The organism is Kitasatospora gansuensis, from assembly GCF_014203705.1.
In the GTDB taxonomy this organism is placed as follows: Bacteria; Actinomycetota; Actinomycetes; order Streptomycetales; family Streptomycetaceae; genus Kitasatospora; species Kitasatospora gansuensis.
Genome location: NZ_JACHJR010000001.1, coordinates 3191285 through 3209483, shown reverse-complemented (window position 1 = coordinate 3209483; position 18199 = coordinate 3191285). Strand labels below are relative to the sequence as shown.

At 71.6% G+C, this 18199-nt stretch carries 16 protein-coding genes and 1 tRNA gene; 10 read left to right on the top strand and 7 right to left on the bottom strand.

Annotated elements, in window-relative coordinates; all coding sequences use genetic code 11:
• Positions 1-27 precede the first annotated feature (27 nt).
• The gene (locus F4556_RS14055) at positions 28-1563 is read left to right on the top strand and encodes a polysaccharide biosynthesis protein (protein ID WP_184915024.1); all 1536 of its coding nucleotides are present in this window, start codon (positions 28-30) and stop codon (positions 1561-1563) included.
• Positions 1564-1808: 245 nt separating this feature from the next.
• Here F4556_RS14055 and F4556_RS14050 read toward each other — a convergent pair whose 3' ends face one another.
• The 3 genes from F4556_RS14050 to F4556_RS14040 form a co-directional block, all read right to left on the bottom strand.
• On the bottom strand, positions 1809-2303 hold the full coding sequence (locus tag F4556_RS14050) for a MarR family winged helix-turn-helix transcriptional regulator (RefSeq protein WP_184924595.1): 495 nt from the start codon (positions 2301-2303) through the stop codon (positions 1809-1811).
• Positions 2304-2395: 92 nt separating this feature from the next.
• Entirely contained in the window at positions 2396-3106 is a 711-nt protein-coding gene (locus tag F4556_RS14045) for a TetR family transcriptional regulator (protein WP_313068298.1), read from the bottom strand.
• A 26-nt stretch (positions 3107-3132) separates the two neighbouring features.
• The gene (locus F4556_RS14040; protein ID WP_184915019.1) at positions 3133-4095 is read right to left on the bottom strand and encodes an acyl-CoA desaturase; all 963 of its coding nucleotides are present in this window, start codon (positions 4093-4095) and stop codon (positions 3133-3135) included.
• Between the two features lie 180 nt (positions 4096-4275).
• Here F4556_RS14040 and F4556_RS14035 point away from each other — a divergent pair.
• The 6 genes from F4556_RS14035 to F4556_RS14010 all read left to right on the top strand — a co-directional run bounded on the left by F4556_RS14035 (position 4276) and on the right by F4556_RS14010 (position 9078).
• Positions 4276-4346: transfer RNA gene (locus F4556_RS14035), tRNA-Gln, on the top strand.
• Between the two features lie 160 nt (positions 4347-4506).
• Entirely contained in the window at positions 4507-5949 is a 1443-nt protein-coding gene (gene glmU, locus F4556_RS14030; RefSeq protein ID WP_184915016.1) for a bifunctional UDP-N-acetylglucosamine diphosphorylase/glucosamine-1-phosphate N-acetyltransferase GlmU, read from the top strand.
• A 203-nt stretch (positions 5950-6152) separates the two neighbouring features.
• On the top strand, positions 6153-7130 hold the full coding sequence (locus tag F4556_RS14025) for a ribose-phosphate diphosphokinase (protein WP_184915013.1): 978 nt from the start codon (positions 6153-6155) through the stop codon (positions 7128-7130).
• Between the two features lie 256 nt (positions 7131-7386).
• The gene (locus F4556_RS14020; RefSeq protein ID WP_184915010.1) at positions 7387-7971 is read left to right on the top strand and encodes a 50S ribosomal protein L25/general stress protein Ctc; all 585 of its coding nucleotides are present in this window, start codon (positions 7387-7389) and stop codon (positions 7969-7971) included.
• A 101-nt stretch (positions 7972-8072) separates the two neighbouring features.
• The gene (gene pth, locus F4556_RS14015) at positions 8073-8648 is read left to right on the top strand and encodes an aminoacyl-tRNA hydrolase (RefSeq protein ID WP_184915007.1); all 576 of its coding nucleotides are present in this window, start codon (positions 8073-8075) and stop codon (positions 8646-8648) included.
• 184 nt (positions 8649-8832) lie between these two features.
• Positions 8833-9078: a hypothetical protein gene (locus F4556_RS14010; RefSeq protein WP_184915004.1), complete on the top strand. Its 246-nt coding sequence runs from the start codon at positions 8833-8835 to the stop codon at positions 9076-9078.
• Between the two features lie 68 nt (positions 9079-9146).
• Here F4556_RS14010 and ppc read toward each other — a convergent pair whose 3' ends face one another.
• Positions 9147-11942, bottom strand: a complete 2796-nt coding sequence (gene ppc / locus F4556_RS14005; protein ID WP_184915001.1) for a phosphoenolpyruvate carboxylase — start codon at positions 11940-11942, stop codon at positions 9147-9149.
• Between the two features lie 352 nt (positions 11943-12294).
• Here ppc and F4556_RS14000 point away from each other — a divergent pair, with 352 nt between their 5' ends.
• Positions 12295-13569 carry a sensor histidine kinase gene (locus F4556_RS14000; protein ID WP_184914999.1) on the top strand — a complete coding sequence of 425 codons (1275 nt, stop codon included), beginning with the start codon at positions 12295-12297 and terminating at the stop codon, positions 13567-13569.
• Here the strand turns inward: F4556_RS14000 and F4556_RS13995 are convergent.
• From F4556_RS13995 to F4556_RS13985, 3 genes are all read right to left on the bottom strand, one after another.
• Positions 13481-14575, bottom strand: a complete 1095-nt coding sequence (locus tag F4556_RS13995) for an acyltransferase family protein (RefSeq protein WP_184914997.1) — start codon at positions 14573-14575, stop codon at positions 13481-13483. The two genes, F4556_RS14000 and F4556_RS13995, sit on opposite strands and share 89 nt — an antisense overlap.
• A gap of 118 nt (positions 14576-14693) precedes the next feature.
• Complete coding sequence (locus F4556_RS13990) at positions 14694-15194, bottom strand: SUKH-3 domain-containing protein (protein WP_376775790.1); 501 nt, start codon at positions 15192-15194, stop codon at positions 14694-14696.
• Positions 15195-15222: 28 nt separating this feature from the next.
• Positions 15223-15684: a YwqJ-related putative deaminase gene (locus F4556_RS13985; RefSeq protein ID WP_184914991.1), complete on the bottom strand. Its 462-nt coding sequence runs from the start codon at positions 15682-15684 to the stop codon at positions 15223-15225.
• A gap of 369 nt (positions 15685-16053) precedes the next feature.
• On the opposite strand from F4556_RS13985, the gene F4556_RS13980 reads away from it, so the two are divergent.
• Together F4556_RS13980 and F4556_RS13975 are read left to right on the top strand one after the other, a co-directional pair.
• A complete protein-coding gene (locus F4556_RS13980) occupies positions 16054-17205 on the top strand; it encodes a Gfo/Idh/MocA family protein (RefSeq protein ID WP_184914988.1) in 1152 nt (383 codons plus the stop codon).
• A complete protein-coding gene (locus tag F4556_RS13975) occupies positions 17202-18179 on the top strand; it encodes an NAD-dependent epimerase/dehydratase family protein (RefSeq protein ID WP_184914986.1) in 978 nt (325 codons plus the stop codon). Before F4556_RS13980 ends, F4556_RS13975 begins: the two co-directional genes overlap by 4 nt.
• Positions 18180-18199 lie beyond the last annotated feature (20 nt).

Below are 18199 nucleotides of genomic sequence, written 5' to 3'. Positions count from 1 at the left end.
CGTCAGGTCAGGGAATTCGGAGGACACATGTCGCCGTACAACAATGCCGCACGCCTGAATCCGTCCAACCACCCGCTCCAGGAGGGTGGTTCAGGTCTGCGCACGATCGTGGTCGGAGCCGGTTCGGCCGGCACCGCACTGGTCCGCGACCTCGACCGGACGCCCGACTTCGGGCTGCTCCCGGTCGGACTGCTGGACGACGACCCGCTGAAGGCCGGTCAGCTGGTCAGCGGCGCACCGGTGCTCGGCACGCTCGCCGAGCTGACCGGACTCGCCGTCGAGCACCGGGCCCAGGTGGTGGTGCTGGCCATCCCCGGGCTGGCGCACCAGCGGGTCCGCCAACTGGCCACCGCCGCCGCGGCGGCCGGCGCCTCGGTCCGCTACCTGCCGTCCTTCCTGGCCGCCCTGCGCCGCGAGGTGGTCGGCTCCGACCTGCGCAGCCTGGACGTCAACCGCCTGATCGGCCGGCATGAGGTGCACGTGGCCTCCTCGGACGTCCGGGCCGTGATCGAGGGCCGCCGGGTCCTGGTCACCGGCGCCGGCGGCTCGATCGGCAGCGAACTCTGCCGCCAGCTGCACGCCTTCGGCCCGGCCGAGCTGTACATGCTCGACCACGACGAGTCCAACCTGCACCGGCTCCAACTGGACATCTGGGGCGAGGCGTTGCTCACCGACGACGCCCTGGTGATCGCCGACATCCGGGACCGGCCGAGAATCCAGCAGATCTTCCGCGACCTCAAGCCCGAGGTGGTCTTCCACGCCGCCGCCCACAAGCACCTCCCGCTGCTGGAGCGGCACCCCTCCGAGGCCGTGAAGTCCAACGTGCTGGGCACCGACAACCTGGTCGAGGCCGCCCTCGCCACCGGCGTCGAACGGTTCGTGCTGATCTCCACCGACAAGGCGGCCGACCCGACCTCGGTGCTCGGCGCCAGCAAGCGGCTGGCCGAGCTGATCGTCCAGGCCAACGCCCGGGACGCGCGCAACCTCGGCACCGGGGTCTTCTCGGCGGTCCGGTTCGGCAACGTGCTGGGCTCGCGCGGCTCGCTGCTGTCCGTCCTGGCCGAACAGCTGCGCAGCGGCGGGCCCGTGACGGTCACCCACCCCGACGTGACCCGGTTCTTCATGACCATCGAGGAGGCGGTCGGCCTGGTGCTGGAAGCCGGCCGGATGGCGCACGGCGGGGAGGTGTTCGTGCTGGACATGGGGGAGCCGGTGCGGATCGTCGACTTGGTGCACAACTTCGCCCGGCAGGTGCAGCTGGAGGCCGAGGAAGTGGAGATCCGGTACACCGGCCTGCGAGCGGGGGAGAAGCTCAACGAGGCCCTGTTCTCCGAGGGCGAGGAACGCCTCCCCACCGCCCACGCCCGGATCTACGCCACCGTCGCCGACTCCTCGGCCGGCCCCGAAGACCTGGCCGGCGGCCTGACCGGCCTCTACCAGGCCGCAGCGGGCAACTCCGACGCCGAAGTCCGCCGCCGCCTCGCCGAACTCCTCCCCGGCTACCGCACCCCCGAAGCCCAACCCGTCCCGGCCCTCAGCGCCCCGTACCCGGACGGCTTCTAGGCCCTCCGGGCATCAGCCACCAGGGGCCCGGGGCTCTGCTGATGTGCGGCTCCGCCGCCTGGGCGACGCCGACCTTTTGGCAGGTGCTTCAGCTCTACGGTCAGGGGCTCGGGGAACTGCGACGCCGACCTCGAAAAAGGCGATCCGTGCGTGTGTGGTCAGGCACTTTCGCAGTGACCCGCACGCCAGATCTCCTCGCAGTTCCCCGAGCCCCTGGACCGTAAGACCGAGCGCCCTGCAAAAAGCTAACCGGCGCTGTCGAAAGGTGCCACCAACTGCCGGAGCAGCCCCGCGAGTTCGGTCTGCTGGTGGCCCGTCAGTTCGGCGAGCAGGGCCCGCTCGTGGGCCAGCAGCCCGGCGAGTGCTTCGTCGGCGCGGTCGCGCCCGTCCTCGGTCAGCCGCACCAGCACCCCGCGCCGGTCGTCCGGATCGGGCAGCCGCTTGACCAGGCCCTTGCCGGTGAGCCGGTCGATCCGGTTGGTCATGGTGCCGGAGGTGACCAGGGTCTGGGTGAGCAGCTGGCCGGGGGAGAGCTGGTAGGGGGAGCCGGCCCGCCGCAGGGCGGTGAGCACGTCGAACTCCCAGGGCTCGAGACCGTGCTCCGCGAAGGCGGTGCGGCGGGCGCGGTCCAGGTGCCGGGCGAGCCGGCTGACCCGGCTGAGCACCTCGAGCGGTCGCACGTCGAGGTCGGGGCGCTCACGGCGCCATGCAGCGACCAGCCGGTCGACCTCGTCCTCCATGTGGATCAGTGTAGCCACGGGTGTGTCGATATGAAGCCTCTTGACGTCAAGACTTCCCCGGTGAACACCGTGGGCACAGCTGTCCGCACAGCTCAGAGCTGTCGGTCGCCGACCAGCTTGGGGTGCCGCTCCATGCCCTCCAGGCCGTGCCAGGCCAGGTTCACCAGGTGGGCGGCCACCTCGGCCTTGCCGGGCCGGCGGACCTCCAGCCACCACTGGCCGGTGAGCGCGACCATGCCGACCAGCATCTGCGAGTACATCGGCGCCAGCCGGGCGTCGAAGCCGCGGGACTTGAACTCCAGGCCGAGGATGTCCTCGACCTGGACGGCGATGTCGCTGATCAGCGAGGCGAAGCTGCCGGTGGACTGGGCCACCGGCGAGTCCCGGACCAGAATCTTGAAGCCGTCGGTCGAGGTGTCGATGTAGTCCATCAGCGCGAAGGCGGCCTGCTCCAGCAGCTCGCGGGAGTGCCCGCCGGTGAGCGCGCCGGTGACCATGTCGAGGAGGAGCTGCATCTCCCGGTCGACCACGACCGCGTACAGCCCCTCCTTGCCCCCGAAGTGCTCGTAGACCACCGGCTTGGAGACGCCCGCCCGTTCGGCGATCTCCTCCACCGAGGTGCCGTCGTAGCCACGCTCGGCGAAGACCGTCCGGCCGATGTCCAGCAGCTGCTCGCGCCGCTGCTTGCCGGTCATCCTGACCCGGCCGGCCTTGGTGGTGCGGGCGGGAGCGGCCGACCGGGTACGGGCGGTCTCCGCTCGTGTGGTCCGACCGTCCGTGGTGTCTCCGTTGCTCCCGTTCACCCTTACATCATGCGGCAGGCGTCGGGTCATGCGGTGCGGCGGGCGGCGATCCGCTCCGCGTCAGGCCACCGCACATCCTTCGCCCAGCCCGCCTGTTCGAACCAGCGGATCAGTCGGGCGGAGGAGTCGATCTGGCCGCGCAGCACGCCGTGCCGGGCCGAGGTGGGGTCGGCGTGGTGCAGGTTGTGCCAGGACTCGCCGCAGGACAGCACCGCCAGCCACCAGACGTTGCCGGACTTGTCGCGGGACTTGAACGGCCGTGAACCGATCGCGTGGCAGATCGAGTTGATCGACCAGGTGACGTGGTGCAGCAGCGCGACCCGGACCAGCGAGCCCCAGAAGAAGGCGGTCAGCGCGCCCTGCCAGGACATCGAGACCAGACCGCCGACCAGCGGCGGGATCAGCATCGAGACCAGGGTCCAGACCCAGAACAGCCGGGAGATGGTCCTTATGGCCGGGTCCTTGACCAGGTCGGGCGCGTACTTGAGCTGCGAGGTCTGCTCCTCGTCGAAGAGCCAGCCCATGTGGGCCCACCAGAGGCCCTTCAGCAGCGCGGGCACCGACTCGCCGTAGCGCCACGGCGAGTGCGGGTCGCCCTCCTTGTCGCTGAACCGGTGGTGCTTGCGGTGGTCGGCCACCCAGCGCACCAGCGGGCCCTCGATCGCCAGGCTGCCCGCGATCGCCATCGCGATCACCAGCGGCCGCTTGGCCTTGAACGAGCCGTGCGTGAAGTAGCGGTGGAAACCGACGGTGATGCCGTGACAGGCGACGAAGTACATCACCGTGGCGATCGCCAGGTCGGTCCAGCCGAGGCCCCAACCCCAGGCGACCGGCACGACGGCCAGCAGCGCCAGGAAGGGCACCCCGATGAAGAGGCCGAGCGTGATCCGCTCGGCGAGTCCCTGCTTCTCGCCACCTCGGGTGGCGGAGAGCTGAGTGGCGGCGATGGCATCGGCCTCGGGAGGCGCTTCGCTGGCCTGGATCGTCATGGGGGTCCTTGAGGGAAGGGGCTACCTACGTAGCCGTAACTTACGGCATCGTAAGTTCTGCCGCCCCGGTTGGGAAGACGTGTCGTACCCCCCTAGGGGCCCCTGAAGGTGGTGGATGTGCGGGCCGCTACCCCGTAGGCTGTGGACCGCATGCCGGGCGACCGGCGTGACGCAGCTCCTTCCCGGATCGTCTAAGGGCAGGACAGCTGGTTTTGGTCCAGCTTATGGGGGTTCGAATCCTCCTCCGGGAGCGTCCGCGACAGCCCCCGGACCGCCGTGGCGGTCCGGGGGCTGCCTGCTGTCCGGGCCGGAGGCTCTAAGCTCGGGTCAGCCCGGGAGCGCGGCCGTGCGGAGTGCCGCCCTTCGGGGCCCCACCCCCCTCTTCCTGCGCCGAACCGAGGAGCCTCCCGCGTGAGTGCCAACACCCCTGCTGCCGTGATCGTGCTCGCCGCCGGCGGCGGGACTCGGATGAAGTCCAAGAGCCTGCCCAAGGTGCTGCACCCGATCTGCGGCCGCACCCTGGTCGGCCACGCGGTGTCCGCTGCCCAGGAGTTGACGCCGGATCGGCTGCTGGTGGTGGTCGGCCACCAGCGCGAGCTGGTGCAGGCGCACCTGGCCGAGTACTACCCCGGCGTGCGGACGGCCGTGCAGCTGGAGCAGAACGGCACCGGCCACGCGGTGCGCACCGCGCTGGCGGCGCTGGCCGCCGAGGGTGGGGAGCCGGACGGCACCGTGGTGATCACCACCGGCGACGCCCCGCTGCTGACCGGCGGCACGCTGGCCGCGCTGGTCGCCGCGCACGCCGCGCAGGGCAACGGCGTCACCGTGCTGACCGCCGTGGTGCCGGACTCCACCGGCTACGGCCGGATCCTGCGGGACGACGCGGACGCGGTCGCGTCGATCGTCGAGGAGAAGGACGCCACCGCGGCGCAGTGCGCGATCACCGAGATCAACTCCGGCGTCTTCGCCTTCGACGCCAAGCTGCTGGCCGAGGCGCTGGCCCAGGTCACCACCGACAACTCGCAGGGTGAGGAGTACCTCACCGACACCCTCGGCATCCTCCGGACGGCGGGCCACCGGGTGGGGGCCGTGGTGGCCGCCGACTACCGGGACATCCTGGGCATCAACGACCGGGTCCAGCTGGCCGAGGCCCGCCGGATCCTGAACTCCCGGCTGACCGAGCGCGCCATGCGCGAGGGCGTCACCGTGGTCGACCCCGCCACCACCTGGATCGACGTCCAGGTCACCTACGAGCCCGACGCGGTGCTGCTGCCCAACACCCAGCTGCACGGCACCACCCACTTGGGCGAGGGCTGCCAGGTCGGTCCGAACTCGACCCTGACCGACACCCTGGTCGGCGCGGGCGCCACTGTGAGCAACACCACGGCGATCGGCGCCGAGATCGGCGAGCAGGCCGGTGTCGGCCCGTACGCCTACCTGCGTCCGGGGGCCAAGCTGGGCCGCAAGGCGAAGGCCGGCACGTACGTGGAGATCAAGAACTCCGAGCTCGGCGAGGGCGCCAAGGTGCCGCACCTGTCGTACATCGGGGACGCCACCATCGGGGCCCACACCAACATCGGCGCGGCCTCCGTGACGGTCAACTACGACGGCGTGAACAAGCACCGGACCACCATCGGAGCCCACTGCCGCACGGGTTCGGACAACATGTTCATCGCACCGGTGACGGTCGGGGACGGCGCCTACACGGCGGCCGGTTCGGTGATCATCAGCGACGTGCCGGCCGGTGCGCTCGGGGTCTCCCGGGCCCAGCAGCGCAACGTCCCGGGCTGGGTGGAGCGCAAGCGCCCCGGCACCGACTCGGCGCGTGCGGCGGCGGAGGCGAACGGGGCCTGAGCGGCCGGGTGGGGATCTTGGGGAGTGGGCCCGGGGCGGACGCTTCACGGCCCAGCGCGTAACCTGGAGTACATACGTGCGCCACTGGGCTCCCTGGCCCGTGTCTGGGCGTACTCCCCATCCCCCGTTGACCACCGACCCCGGCCGAGCCGGGGTGCGGCGCGGCGGGTTCATGTACGTCAGCAACACGAGGAGACGGTGCAGTGAGCGGGATCACGACGTCGGGTGAGAAGAAGCTCAAGCTCTTCTCCGGCCGTGCCCACCCCGAGCTGGCGGCCGAAGTCGCCGCGGCGCTCGGGACCGAACTGGTGCCCACCAAGGCGCTGGACTTCGCCAACGGTGAGATCTACGTCCGCTTCCTGGACTCCGCCCGTGGTGCGGACTGCTTCGTGATGCAGAGCCACACGGCTCCGATCAACCAGTGGATCATGGAGCAGCTCATCATGATCGACGCGTTGAAGCGGGCCTCGGCCCGCAGCATCACGGCGATCCTTCCGTTCTACGGCTACGCCCGCCAGGACAAGAAGCACCTGGGTCGCGAGCCCATCTCGGCCCGTCTGGTGGCCGACCTGCTGGCCGCCGCCGGCGCCGACCGGATCATGGCGGTGGACCTGCACACCGCGCAGATCCAGGGCTTCTTCTCCGGCCCGGTGGACCACCTGTTCGCGCTGCCGCTGCTGGCGGACTACGTGGGCGGCAAGGTCGACCGGTCGAAGCTGACCATCGTCTCGCCGGACGCCGGCCGGGTGAAGGTCGCCGACCAGTGGTCGGACCGCCTCGGTGCGCCGCTGGCGATCATCCACAAGCGCCGGGACATGACCCAGGCCAACACCATCCTGTCCGCCGAGGTGGTCGGTGACGTCAAGGGCCGGGTCTGCGTCCTGGTCGACGACATGATCGACACGGCCGGCACCATCTGCGCCGCCGCCGACGCGCTGTTCGAGAACGGCGCCGCCGACGTCATCGTGGCCGCCACCCACGGTGTGCTGTCCGGCCCGGCCGCCGACCGGCTGAAGAACTCCCGGGTCAGCGAGTTCGTGTTCACGAACACCCTGCCGACCCCGCAGGAGCTCCAGCTGGACAAGGTGACCACGCTCTCGATCGCCCCGTCGATCGCCGCCGCGATCCGCGAGGTCTTCGAGGACGGCTCGGTCACCAGCCTCTTCGAGGGCGTGCACTGACCCCGCGTCAGCTCTGAATCGGCCCCGGTGCTCAGCTGAGCACCGGGGCCGATTTCGTGTTGACGAGGCGGGCGGTTAGACTCGTGAGACTGCTCGGCGAGGGATGCTGTGCGCCCATTCGGTGCCGTCTCCGTGATCGACGCGCTGCTGAGAAACATTCAGCCGTCGTCTGCCGTCGAGCGAACCCCCAGGTATTTGAGGGTGTGGCTTCGGCGGTTTTCGCTTGTCTGCACCCGTTTTCTTCAGAGGAGCAGACGTGTCCGAGATCCGCCTTGCCGCCGAGTCCCGCACCGAGTTCGGCAAGGGTGCCGCCCGTCGCGCCCGTCGCGCCGGCTTCGTCCCCGGTGTCGTCTACGGTCACGGTCACACCCCGGTTCACCTGAACCTGCCGAGCCACGACCTGATGATGGCTCTCAAGACCCCGAACGCCCTGCTGGTCGTCCCGATCGAGGGCAAGGACGAGTTCGTCCTGCCGAAGGCCGTCCAGCGCGAGGCCATCAAGCGCACCATCGAGCACGTCGACCTGCTGCTGGTGAAGCGCGGCGAGACCGTCACCGTCGAGATCCCGGTCCTCACCGAGGGCGAGCTGGCCGCCGGTGGCAACCTGCTCGAGCACGTCCTGAACAACCTCCCGGTCGAGGCCGAGGCCACCCACCTGCCCGAGTCGGTCACCGTCTCGATCCAGGGCCTGGAGGCCGGCGCCTCGGTCACCGCCGGTGACATCACCCTGCCGAAGGGCACCAAGCTGGCCGTCGAGGCCGACACCGTCGTGCTGCAGGTCATCGGCGCCCAGGCCTCGCAGGCCGACGCCGACGCCGAGGCCGCCGCGTCCGAGGCCTGAGCCTCACCCGTTGCCTGACCGCTGCCCCGGTCGCTCCGTTCGGAGTGACCGGGGCAGCGGTGTGTCCGGGATGATGGCGGTATCCGAAGAAGGAGCGGTACATGAACGACTACGACGGTCCCTGGCTGGTCGTCGGGCTCGGCAACCCGGGTGACGAGTACGCCCGGAACCGGCACAACATCGGCTTCTTGGTGGTCGACCTGCTGGCCCAGCGGATCGGCGCCAGGTTCAAGACCCACAAGAGCCGGTCGCAGATCGCGGAGGGCCGGATCGGCGGCAAGCGGGTCGTGCTGGCCAAGCCGATGACCTTCATGAACCTCTCCGGCGGCCCGACCACCGCGCTGCGCGACTTCTACAAGGCGCCCACCTCGGCGATCGTCGCCGTCCACGACGAGCTGGACATCGACTACGCCACCCTGCGGCTCAAGCTCGGCGGCGGCGACAACGGCCACAACGGCCTCAAGTCGATCACCAAGTCGCTCGGCCCGGAGTACCACCGGCTGCGCTGCGGGATCGGCCGGCCGCCCGGCCGGATGGACGTCGCCGACTTCGTGCTCAAGGACTTCTCCGCCACTGAGCGCAAGGAACTGGACTGGTTCGTGGACCGGTCGGCCGACGCGGTGGAGGCCCTGTTGACGGAGGGCCTGGAGCGCGCACAGGGCACGTACAACTCCTGACGGTCCGTCAAGACGCCGCGCTGGGTTTGCACAACGGTCGTGCAACGCTTGCTTGATCGTTCCTGAAACCGTATGGGAACGACCGGTCCGATCCGATAGCGTCAGCCCGGTACGCAGGGTTGAGGGGTTGGATGTGGGGGTAGGGACCGTGATTCGGTCACAGCGCGTCCGTATCGGGCGTGTGGTGGGTGGTACGACGCTGGTGCTCGCGGTCTCGGCGCTCGGGGTGACGGCCGCGCAGGCGGCCGACCCGACGGTGCGGCCGGGCGGGACGCCGGAGCCGGCGGCCGCGCAGTTCCCCGCCCCGGTGGCCGGTGAGCTGGGCACCTCGTCCGGGCTGTACGCCGTGGGCGGCGGCCTGGTGGTGGTCGCGGGCGGGGCGGCGATGTGGCTGCGCCGGCGGAAGTCCGGCCGGGTGACGGTGCACTGAGCAGGCGTCAGCAGACGTGAGGAGGGGCGGTCCGCGAGGACCGCCCCTCCGTCGTTCGGCCGGCCCGGTCAGCCGGTGTTGCGCAGACCGGCCGCGATGCCGTTGACGGTCAGCAGCAGCGCGCGGGCCCGCAGCGGGTCCTCGTCGCGGCCCTGGGCGACCAGCTCGCGCTGGCTGCGGAGCAGGGCGACCTGGAGGTAGGAGATCGGGTCGAGGTAGGCGTCGCGGACCGTGAAGGTCTGCTTCAACACCTCGTTGTGCTCCAGGAGTTCGCTCTCGCCGGTGAGGCGGAGCACCTCCTTCAGGGTCAGCTCGTGCTCGGCCACGATCTGGTCGAAGACGTGGTGCAGCTCGGCCGGGACCAGCTGCTCGACGTAGTGCCGGGCGATCCGCAGGTCGGTCTTGGCCAGCGTCATCGCGACGTTGGACAGGAAGTTCTGGAAGAAGTGCCACTGGCCGTGCATCTCGGCCAGCACGTCACCCAGACCGGCCGCCCGGGCCGCCGCCAGACCGGAGCCGACGCCGTACCAGCCGGGCACGATCTGCCGGGACTGGGTCCAGCCGAACACCCACGGGATGGCCCGCAGGCCGTCCAGGCCCGCGCCCGAGTCCGGGCGGCGGGACGGGCGGGAGCCCAGGTGCAGCGAGGCCAGCTGGTCCACCGGGGTGGCCGCGAAGAAGTACTTCGGCAGGTCCTCCTGCTCGACCAGCGCGCGGTAGGAGGTGTGCGCGGCCTCGGAGACCTGGTCCATCACCTGGTCCCAGCGGGCCAGCTCCTCGGGCGCCTGGCGCGGGGCGGTGTGCAGCGCGGAGGCGGCCAGGGTGGCCGACAGGGTCAGCTCCAGGTTCTCCCGGGCCAGCGAGGGGAGCAGGTACTTGTCCGAGATCACCTCGCCCTGCTCGGTGACCTTGATCTCGCCCTCCAGGGTGCCCCAGGGCTGGGCCAGGATCGCCTCGTGCGAGGGGCCGCCGCCGCGGCCGACGGTGCCGCCGCGGCCGTGGAACAGGCGCAGCCGGATGCCGTACCGGTGGGCCACGTCGCGCAGCCGGCGCTGGGCCCGGTGGATCTCCCACTGGGAGGTGGTGATGCCGCCGAACTTGGACGAGTCCGAGTAGCCGAGCATGACCTCCTGGATGTCGCCGCGGAGCGACACCAGCAGGCGGTAGGACGGGTCGGAGAGCATCTCGTCCAGGATCCGGTCGGCCTCCTGGAGCTCGTCCGTGGTCTCCAGCAGCGGGACGATGCCGATGGTGGCGATGCCCGCGTGCAGGTCGATCAGCCCGGCCTCGCGGGCCAGCACGGTGGCCGCGAAGACGTCGTCCGCGCCCTGGCACATCGAGATGATGTAGCTCTCGACGATCTCGTCGCCGAACCGCTCGAAGCCCTCGCGGATGGTGTTGAAGACCCCGAGCGTCTTGGTGCCCGCGGCGTCCAGCGGGGCCGGGGTCGGGGCCAGCGGGCGGCGCGAGCGGAGCTCCTTGGCGAGCAGCTTCTGCCGGTACTCGCGCGGCATGTCGGCGTAGCGCCACGCCTCCTCGCCGAGCCGGTCGAAGAGCTGGCCGAGCGCGTGGTGGTGCGCCTCGGCGTGCTCGCGGACGTCCATGGTGGCGAGCTGGAGGCCGAACGCCTCCACGGTGCGGATCGCCCGGGCCAGCCGGCCGTCGGCGATCAGCTCGCCCCGGTGGGCGCGCAGCGAGTCCTGAATGAGCTTCAGATCGGCGATCAGCTCGCGGGTGCCCAGGTAGTCCCGGCCCGGCACGTGCGGGGTACCGGCGGCGAGCCGCTCGCGGGTGTTCTCCAGCTTGAGCCGGACGCAGGTGGCCTTGAGCCGGTACGGCTCCTCGGCGTTCATCCGCTTGTACCGGGGGCTCAGCTCGGGCAGCAGCCGGAGGTCGGCGTCCAGCGAGGCGAGCAGCTCCTCCGAGGCACCGGCGAGCCGGACCGAGGTGGAGAGCGAGTTGCGCAGGTCGTCGACCGCGGCCAGGGCGTCCTTGATGCCGTACTCGTGCTGCAGGTTGAGCACGTCCCAGGTGACCTGCGGGGTGACGTTCGGGTTGCCGTCCCGGTCGCCGCCGATCCAGGTGCCGAAGGTCAGCGGGCGGACGCCCTCGGGCAGGCTCAGCCCGACCCGGGCCAGCTCCTCGTGCAGCTCCTCCAGCACCTCCGGGACGGCCTCGCGGTACAGCTCGTCCAGGTAGTAGACGGCGTTCCGGGCCTCGTCGGTGGGCTCGGGCCGGGCGATCCGCAGCTCGTCGGTCTGCCAGAGCAGGTCGATCACCTCGGCGAGCCGGCGGTCGGCCTGACGCTTCGCCGAGCTGTGCCGGACCGGGTCGGTGGTGGAGAGACCCGAGGCGGCGTGCTCGCGGTGGATCCGCTCCAGCAGCTCGCCGACCCGGCGCAGCTTGTTCAGCACGGAGCGGCGGGCGGCCTCGGTCGGGTGCGCGGTGAAGACCGGACGGACCGCCAGATGCGCCAGCGTGTCGGCCAGGTGCTTCGGATCGGCGTCGGCCAGCTGGTCGGCGGTCTGCGCCAGCAGCGAGCCCTCCTTGGCCCGGCGGGTGGCGAACTCGCGGCCGCGGTGCACCTGCTCGGTGACGTTCGCCAGGTGGAAGTAGGTGGAGAAGGCCCGGACCAGCTTGGCCGCCGTCTCCAGGTCGATCCCGGCGAGCAGCTCGGCGGTCGCCTCGCCGTCGGTACGGCTGAGCAGGCGGACCTGCTCGACCAGGCCGAGCAGCTCGGCGCCCTCCTGGCGGACCAGGGTCTCGCCGAGCAGGTCGCCGAGACGGCGGATGTCCGCGCGGAGCGCGGCGTTGTCGGCGATCGGCGTGGGGCTCTCCGCCGGAGTGGGGACCGGAGCGGTCACGGCTGGCTCCCTGTGGTGGTGGGGTTCGGCAACGGCTCTCGCCGCCTGGGTGAAGGCGGTGTGTGCGGACCGCGCTGTCCGACGCGACCAGCATAGGTGGCACCCGGTGCCGTCTCGGCGAGGTAACCGCATCGCGGACACACTTGGCAGGTGCTCAGCATCTACGGTCAGGGGCTCGGGGAACGGCGACGGTTCGTGGCTGGCGGGTCAAAATGCGAAAGTGCCTGACCACTTACGTACGGATCACGTTTTCCGAGGTCGGCGTCGCAGTTCCCCGAGCCCCTGTCTTCCGAATCCGGGTGCCGAGTGTGAAGCGGGTTATCCGGTTGCCCGCTCGCATAGGCTGGCCTTCATGAGCAACTCGCCGGAGGGGGGCGGGCCGGGCCGATCACTGTGGTGGTGGGGGCGGCGCCGCAGCGTGGTGCTGGATGTCGGACTGGCCGGGCTGGCCGGGCTGGAGTGTGCCCTCGGGGCGTTCTCGATGGTCCGGGTGCAGCTGGACTGGGCGCTGCCGTTCGCCGTGACGGCCGCCGTACTGGGGGCGCTCTCGGGCGCGAGCCTGGTGGTGCGCCGCAGGTGGCCCGCCGTACCGGTGGTGGTGGCGCTGGTCTTCGTACCGGGGTCGTTCGGCGTGGTGCTGATGGTGGTGTCGCTGTACACCCTGGCGGCGACCTGGGAGTGGCCGACCAGACGCTGGCGGGTGGTGGCGCTGTCGGCGCTGGCGTTCGTCGAGACGCTGGTGGTGGTGCTGACCGCGATGCTGCTGCCGGACGGCCGGACGACCGATCAGCAGGCGCCGCCGACCTGGGTGTTCGTGGTGATGGCGGTGCTGATCGCGATCGGGGTGACCGTCCCGCCGGTGGTGACCGGGCTGTACCTGGGGGCCCGCCGTCGGCTGGTGGAGAGCTTGAAGGACCGGGCGCACGGCCTGGAGACCGAGCTGGACCTGCTGGCCGAGCAGGCGCAGGAGCGGGCCCGCCGGGCCCGGCTGGAGGAGCGCACCCGGATCGCCCGCGAGATGCACGACGTGGTGGCGCACCGGGTGAGCCTGATGGTGGTGCACGCCGGGGCGCTGGAGCGGGTGATCCCGAAGGACCCGGCGAAGGCGCAGGAGAGCGCCAAGCTGATGGGCGAGGTGGGCCGGCAGGCGCTGAACGAGCTGCGCGAGATCCTCGGCGTGCTGCGGATGTCCGAGGAGGCGGCGGCGGCCCCGGCCGGGCTGGCCGAGCTGACCCGGCTGGTGCAGCAGTCGGAGGCGGCCGGGATGCTGGTCACCCTGACGGTCAGTGGGACCCGGCGGAGTTACGTGCCGGAGGCGGAACAGACCGCGTACCGGGTGGTGCAGGAGGGGCTGACGAACGCGCACAAGCACGCCGGCGGGGCCCGGGTGTCGGTGCTGCTGGCCTTCGTGCCGAACGGTGTCCGGGTCGCGGTGCTGAACGACTGTCCGGGTGGCGGCGAGCGCGAGGCGGGGCTGCCGAGCGGGGGCAACGGGCTGGTCGGGATGCGCGAGCGGGTGCTCGCGCTGGGCGGCAGCTTCAGCGCCGGGCCGGAGCCGGACGGGGGGTTCCGGGTGGAGGCGGTACTGCCGTCCCGGCTCGCGGTTCGGGACGGTCGACTGCAGTAGGCACCGGCCTGCGGATCAGCAGCCACCCGACCGGCGGCTGCACCAGCGGGCCGAACAGCCGGACGCTGACCGGCAGGCTGAGCAGCACCGCCAGGACCAGGGCGAAGCCGCCGTACACCGGCAGCGCCGTCCAGGTGTGGTGCAGCGAGCGGGCGTGGTAGACGCCGCTGGCCTGCAGCACCTTGAGCGGCAGGCCGTGCAGCAGGTAGACGTACAGCGAGGCGGCGCCGAGCGAGGTCCAGCGCAGCCGGCGGGCCGGGAGCAGGGCCAGGAACGAGGCGGCGGCGACCAGCGAGAGCAGGCCGAGGGCGGTCTTGACGGCCAGCCAGACCGGGTAGCCGACGCCGAGCTGGGCGGCGGTCTCGGTGTACTCGAGCCAGGCGGTGTCCAGCAGCTTCGGGTAGGCCAGCCAGACCGCGGCGAACGCGGTCAGCAGACCGAGCGGGGCCAGCGCGCGGGCGGTCCGGTGGTGCAGCAGTGCGAAGTGCCGGGGCCGGAGCACCAGGCCGAGTACGAACCAGGGCAGGAAGCCGATGGTGCGGCCGAGCGCCAGTTCGGCCGGGTAGGCGTGCAGGGCGCCGGAACCGGCCGCGACCAGCACGGCCACCGGCAGCGGGTGCCGCAGTGCGGTCCAGAGCGGCACGCTGAGCCGCCAGATCAGCAGAGAGAGCAGGAACCAGGTGAGCCAGCGCGGCTCCAGCAGCCGGATCGGCTGGAGCTCCTGCTCCAGGGCCATCCCGACCAGGTTGTACAGGAGTTGGAAGACCAGGTAGGGCACCGCGAGCTGGGCGATCAGCCGGCCGCCGTCCACCTGCGGGCGGCCCGGCCTGGGCTGCGAGAAGTAGCCGCAGAGCACGATGAAGACCGGCATCGAGAAGGCCGCGATGGTCAGCACCACGACGCCGACCGTGCGGTTCTTCTCCAGCAGCGGCATCCAGGTGTGGGCGCAGACCACCAGCGCGACCGCGGCGAACTTGGCGTTGTCGAAGAGCGGTTGGCGTTCCAACGCGAATCCTCCTGCTGTTCCCCGCGAAAGCTCCACAATCGGGCTGGGGGTCAGTGTGGACTCAACGGGTCGTCAGCGGCAGTGGATTGGCGAAAGTGTCACGTGCCGACGGGACCTGTCATACCGTCAGCGCGCTCAGCCGTTCGGGCCGGAGGCCGAGCACCAGGGTGGCCACCGCCTGGTCGACCGAACGGCCCAGGTACCACTCGCCGGTGTGGTCCAGGCTGTACACCCGGCCCTCCTCGTCGACGGCCAGCAGCGCCTGGCCGTACGCCTCCTCGCCGAGCGGCGCGACCCGGCTGCCCAGCGCCCGGCCGAGGTCGGCCAGGGTGCGCGGCTGGTGCAGCCCGCAGCGCGGGTCGAGCAGGAACGGCGTCCGGGCGATCTCCCGGCCGGCCCCGGTCAGTTCGACGGCCAGCCCGCCGAACTCGGCCCAGGCCTCGATCGCGGCCGGGAAGACGGCGTGCTGGACCCCGTCCGGGGAGCCGTGCGCGACCAGCGCGTCGGCCCACTCCTCGGCCTGCCGGATCTGCCAGCGGCCCGGGTGCCAGCCGGCCTGCTTGAGCGCGGCGGCGACGTCGGCGGGGAAGCGCGGTTGGGTGCGGAGGGCGGAGTTCAGGGCGGGCTCCAGTCGTACGGGGGCGGGGTCAGGACGCGGCGGGGCCGACCGCGACACTGGCCACCTGGAGGTGGCCGAGCAGCGGCTCGCAGGAGCGGCAGGGCGGCGCGTGGGTGCCGTGCGCCGGGTCGCCCTCCTCCCGGATCCGGACGGTGGTCAGCCGCGAGCCCTTCAGCGCCTTGCGGGCGTCGTGCAGGGTGAGCGGCTTGCGGGCGGACCGCTTCGACCGGGTGGTGTCCACCTCGGTCAGGAACCGGGACAGCAGCTCCGCCTCCGGGCAGCGGCCGACGAACCGCTCGCGCTGCTCGGCCGGCAGCCCGGCCAGGAACTCGGCGACCAGGGGGTGCAGCTCGGGCAGCCGGTCGGGCTTGTGCCCGGCCAGGGTGTGCACGGTGCCGTTCTTCAGCGAGAGCGCGGCCGCCACCGCGGGGAGCAGGCTGTCCCGGAGGTGGCGCAGCGCCGGGGCGTGCGACGGCTCGGTCTGCTCCATGGGCGGCTGCTCCTCACCGGGTCTCGGCGGTCGGTGGACCGTGCTGTCCGACGGCAGGTGTCCGACGGTAGGTGTCAAGACTGCCAAACGCCACCGACAATGCCGACGTCGGGGGCCGGTCCGGGGTCTGACCCGCCGTCCGCTGACCCACCGTCCGACGTCCGCTGACCGGGCTTCACCATTCCCCCACGTTTTCCCGATTCGGCCCCCGTACGCCGACGCCAGCCGATAGCGTTCCGGCAGCAGGGCCGGGGCCACCGCGGGGGAGCGGGCGGGCCGGGCCGACTGCGGGGCAGCCGGGGGCGAAGGGGCCCACCGGTACCGAGCAAGGGGGGTCTTGCGATGACGTCGTCCGGTGGGGTGTCTTCCATGGAGCAGGCGCACGAGGCGCCCGGTGAGCACGTGCCGACGCCCGGGGTGCCCGAGCCCAGGCCGGCCGAGCGGATCGGCATGGCCGTGGTCGGCGCCGGGTACTGGGGGCCGAACCTGGTCCGGAACGCCCAGCAGACGGCCGCGCTGCGGCTGCACTGGCTGTGCGACCTGGACGAGGCGAAGTCCCGGCGGGTGCTGGGGGAGTACAGCACCGTCAGGTCCACCACCTCGTTCGAGGAGGTGCTCGCCGACGAGCGGGTCCGGGCGGTGGCGATCGCCACCCCGGCGTCCGCGCACTACAAGCTGGTGCGGGCCGCGCTGGAGGCCGGCAAGCACGTCCTGGTGGAGAAGCCGATCACCACCTCCGCCGAGGAGGCCGCCGAGCTCTGCGAGCTGGCCGAGGCCCGCGGTCTGGTGCTGATGTGCGATCACACCTTCTGCTACACGCCGGTGGTGCGCCGGATCAGGGAGCTGGTGCACGGCGGCGAGCTGGGCGACATCCAGTTCTTCGACTCGGTGCGGATCAACCTCGGGCTGGTCCAGCCCGACGTGGACGTGCTCTGGGACCTCGCCCCGCACGACCTGTCGATCCTGGACTTCGTACTGCCGCCGGGCGTCGAGCCGGTCGGCGTGAGCGCCCAGGGGGCCGACCCGATCGGCGCCGGGCGGGCCTGCGTGGCGTACCTGACGGTGCGGCTGAGCAACGGCGCGCTGGCGCACTGCCACGTGAACTGGCTCTCGCCGACCAAGGTCCGCACCACCATGATCGGCGGCTCCCGCCGGACCCTGGTCTGGGACGACCTCAACCCGCAGGCCCGGCTGGCGGTGCACGACCGGGGGGTGGACCTCACCCCGCCGGACGAGCTGACCGACGCGATCCGGCACCAGGCGCTGATCTCGTACCGGGTCGGCGAGATGGTCGCCCCCGCGCTGGTCGAGCAGGAGGCGCTGCGGAACGTGATGGCGGAGTTCGCCGCCGCGATCACCGAGGGCCGCGCGCCGCTCACCGACGGCCGGTCCGGACTGCGGGTGCTGCGACTGCTGCACGCCGCCTCGCGCAGCCTCGAACTCGGCGGCGCCACCGTGCCGGTGGAGTCCACCGGAGACGTAGAACTGATCACTGCTCAGGAGAGGGCCACCGCCCGATGAACGCTGTCCCGATCGAGGGATCCCGCTGTCTGGTCACCGGTGGGGCCGGGACCATCGGCTCCACCGTGGTCGACCAACTGCTCGTGGCCGGTGCCCGCGAGGTGATCGTGCTCGACAACTTCGTCCGGGGCCGGATGGCCAACCTGGCGCACGCCGAGTCGATCGCCGCCCCGGGCCAACTGCGGGTGGTGGACGGCGACATCAGGGACCGCGCGCTGCTGCGCGAGCTGCTCGGCACCGAAACCGACCTGCTGTTCCACCTGGCCGCGATCCGGATCACCCAGTGCGCCGCCGAGCCCCGGCTGGCCCTGGAGATCATGGTCGACGGCACCTTCGACGTGGTCGAGGCCGCCGCCGAGTGCGGGGTGAAGAAGGTGATCGCCTCCTCCACCGCCTCGGTCTACGGCCTGGCCGACACCTTCCCGACGCCGGAGACCCAGCACCCCTACAACAACGACACGCTGTACGGCGCGGCCAAGGTCTTCAACGAGGGCCTGCTGCGCAGCTTCCACGCGATGTCCGGTCTGGACTACGTGGCGCTGCGCTACTTCAACGTGTACGGCCCCCGGATGGACGTGCACGGCCGCTACACCGAGGTGTTCATCCGCTGGATGGAGCGGATCAACGGCGGGGAGCCGCCGCTGATCTTCGGTGACGGCGCGCAGACCATGGACTTCGTGCACACCGAGGACATCGCGCGGGCCAACCTGCTGGCCGCCGCCGCCCCGGTCACCGACCGGGTCTACAACATCGCCAGCTCCACCGAGGTCTCGCTGCGCGGCCTGGCCGACGCACTGCTGCGCGCGATGGACTCCGAGCTGGACGTCGAGCACGGCCCGGCCCGGGGCACCGCCGGTGGCGTGGTCCGCCGGCTGGCCGACATCACGGCCGCCGAGCGCGAGCTCGGCTGGAAGCCGGAGCTGGGCCTGGACGAGGGCCTGCGTCAGCTGGTCGCCTGGTGGCGCGAGCAGTAACCCTCCTTTCCCGCAACGCA

Bases quoted from the DNA above. Each gene is read 5' to 3' on its own strand.
- F4556_RS14055 (WP_184915024.1), top strand. From the start codon at position 28: ATGTCGCCGTACAACAATGCCGCACGCCTGAATCCGTCCAACCACCCG.
- F4556_RS14050 (WP_184924595.1), bottom strand. From the start codon at position 2,303: ATGGAGGACGAGGTCGACCGGCTGGTCGCTGCATGGCGCCGTGAGCGC.
- F4556_RS14040 (WP_184915019.1), bottom strand. From the start codon at position 4,095: ATGACGATCCAGGCCAGCGAAGCGCCTCCCGAGGCCGATGCCATCGCC.
- pth (WP_184915007.1), top strand. From the start codon at position 8,073: ATGAACGACTACGACGGTCCCTGGCTGGTCGTCGGGCTCGGCAACCCG.
- F4556_RS14000 (WP_184914999.1), top strand. From the start codon at position 12,295: ATGAGCAACTCGCCGGAGGGGGGCGGGCCGGGCCGATCACTGTGGTGG.
- F4556_RS13985 (WP_184914991.1), bottom strand. From the start codon at position 15,684: ATGGAGCAGACCGAGCCGTCGCACGCCCCGGCGCTGCGCCACCTCCGG.
- F4556_RS13980 (WP_184914988.1), top strand. From the start codon at position 16,054: ATGGAGCAGGCGCACGAGGCGCCCGGTGAGCACGTGCCGACGCCCGGG.
- F4556_RS13975 (WP_184914986.1), top strand. From the start codon at position 17,202: ATGAACGCTGTCCCGATCGAGGGATCCCGCTGTCTGGTCACCGGTGGG.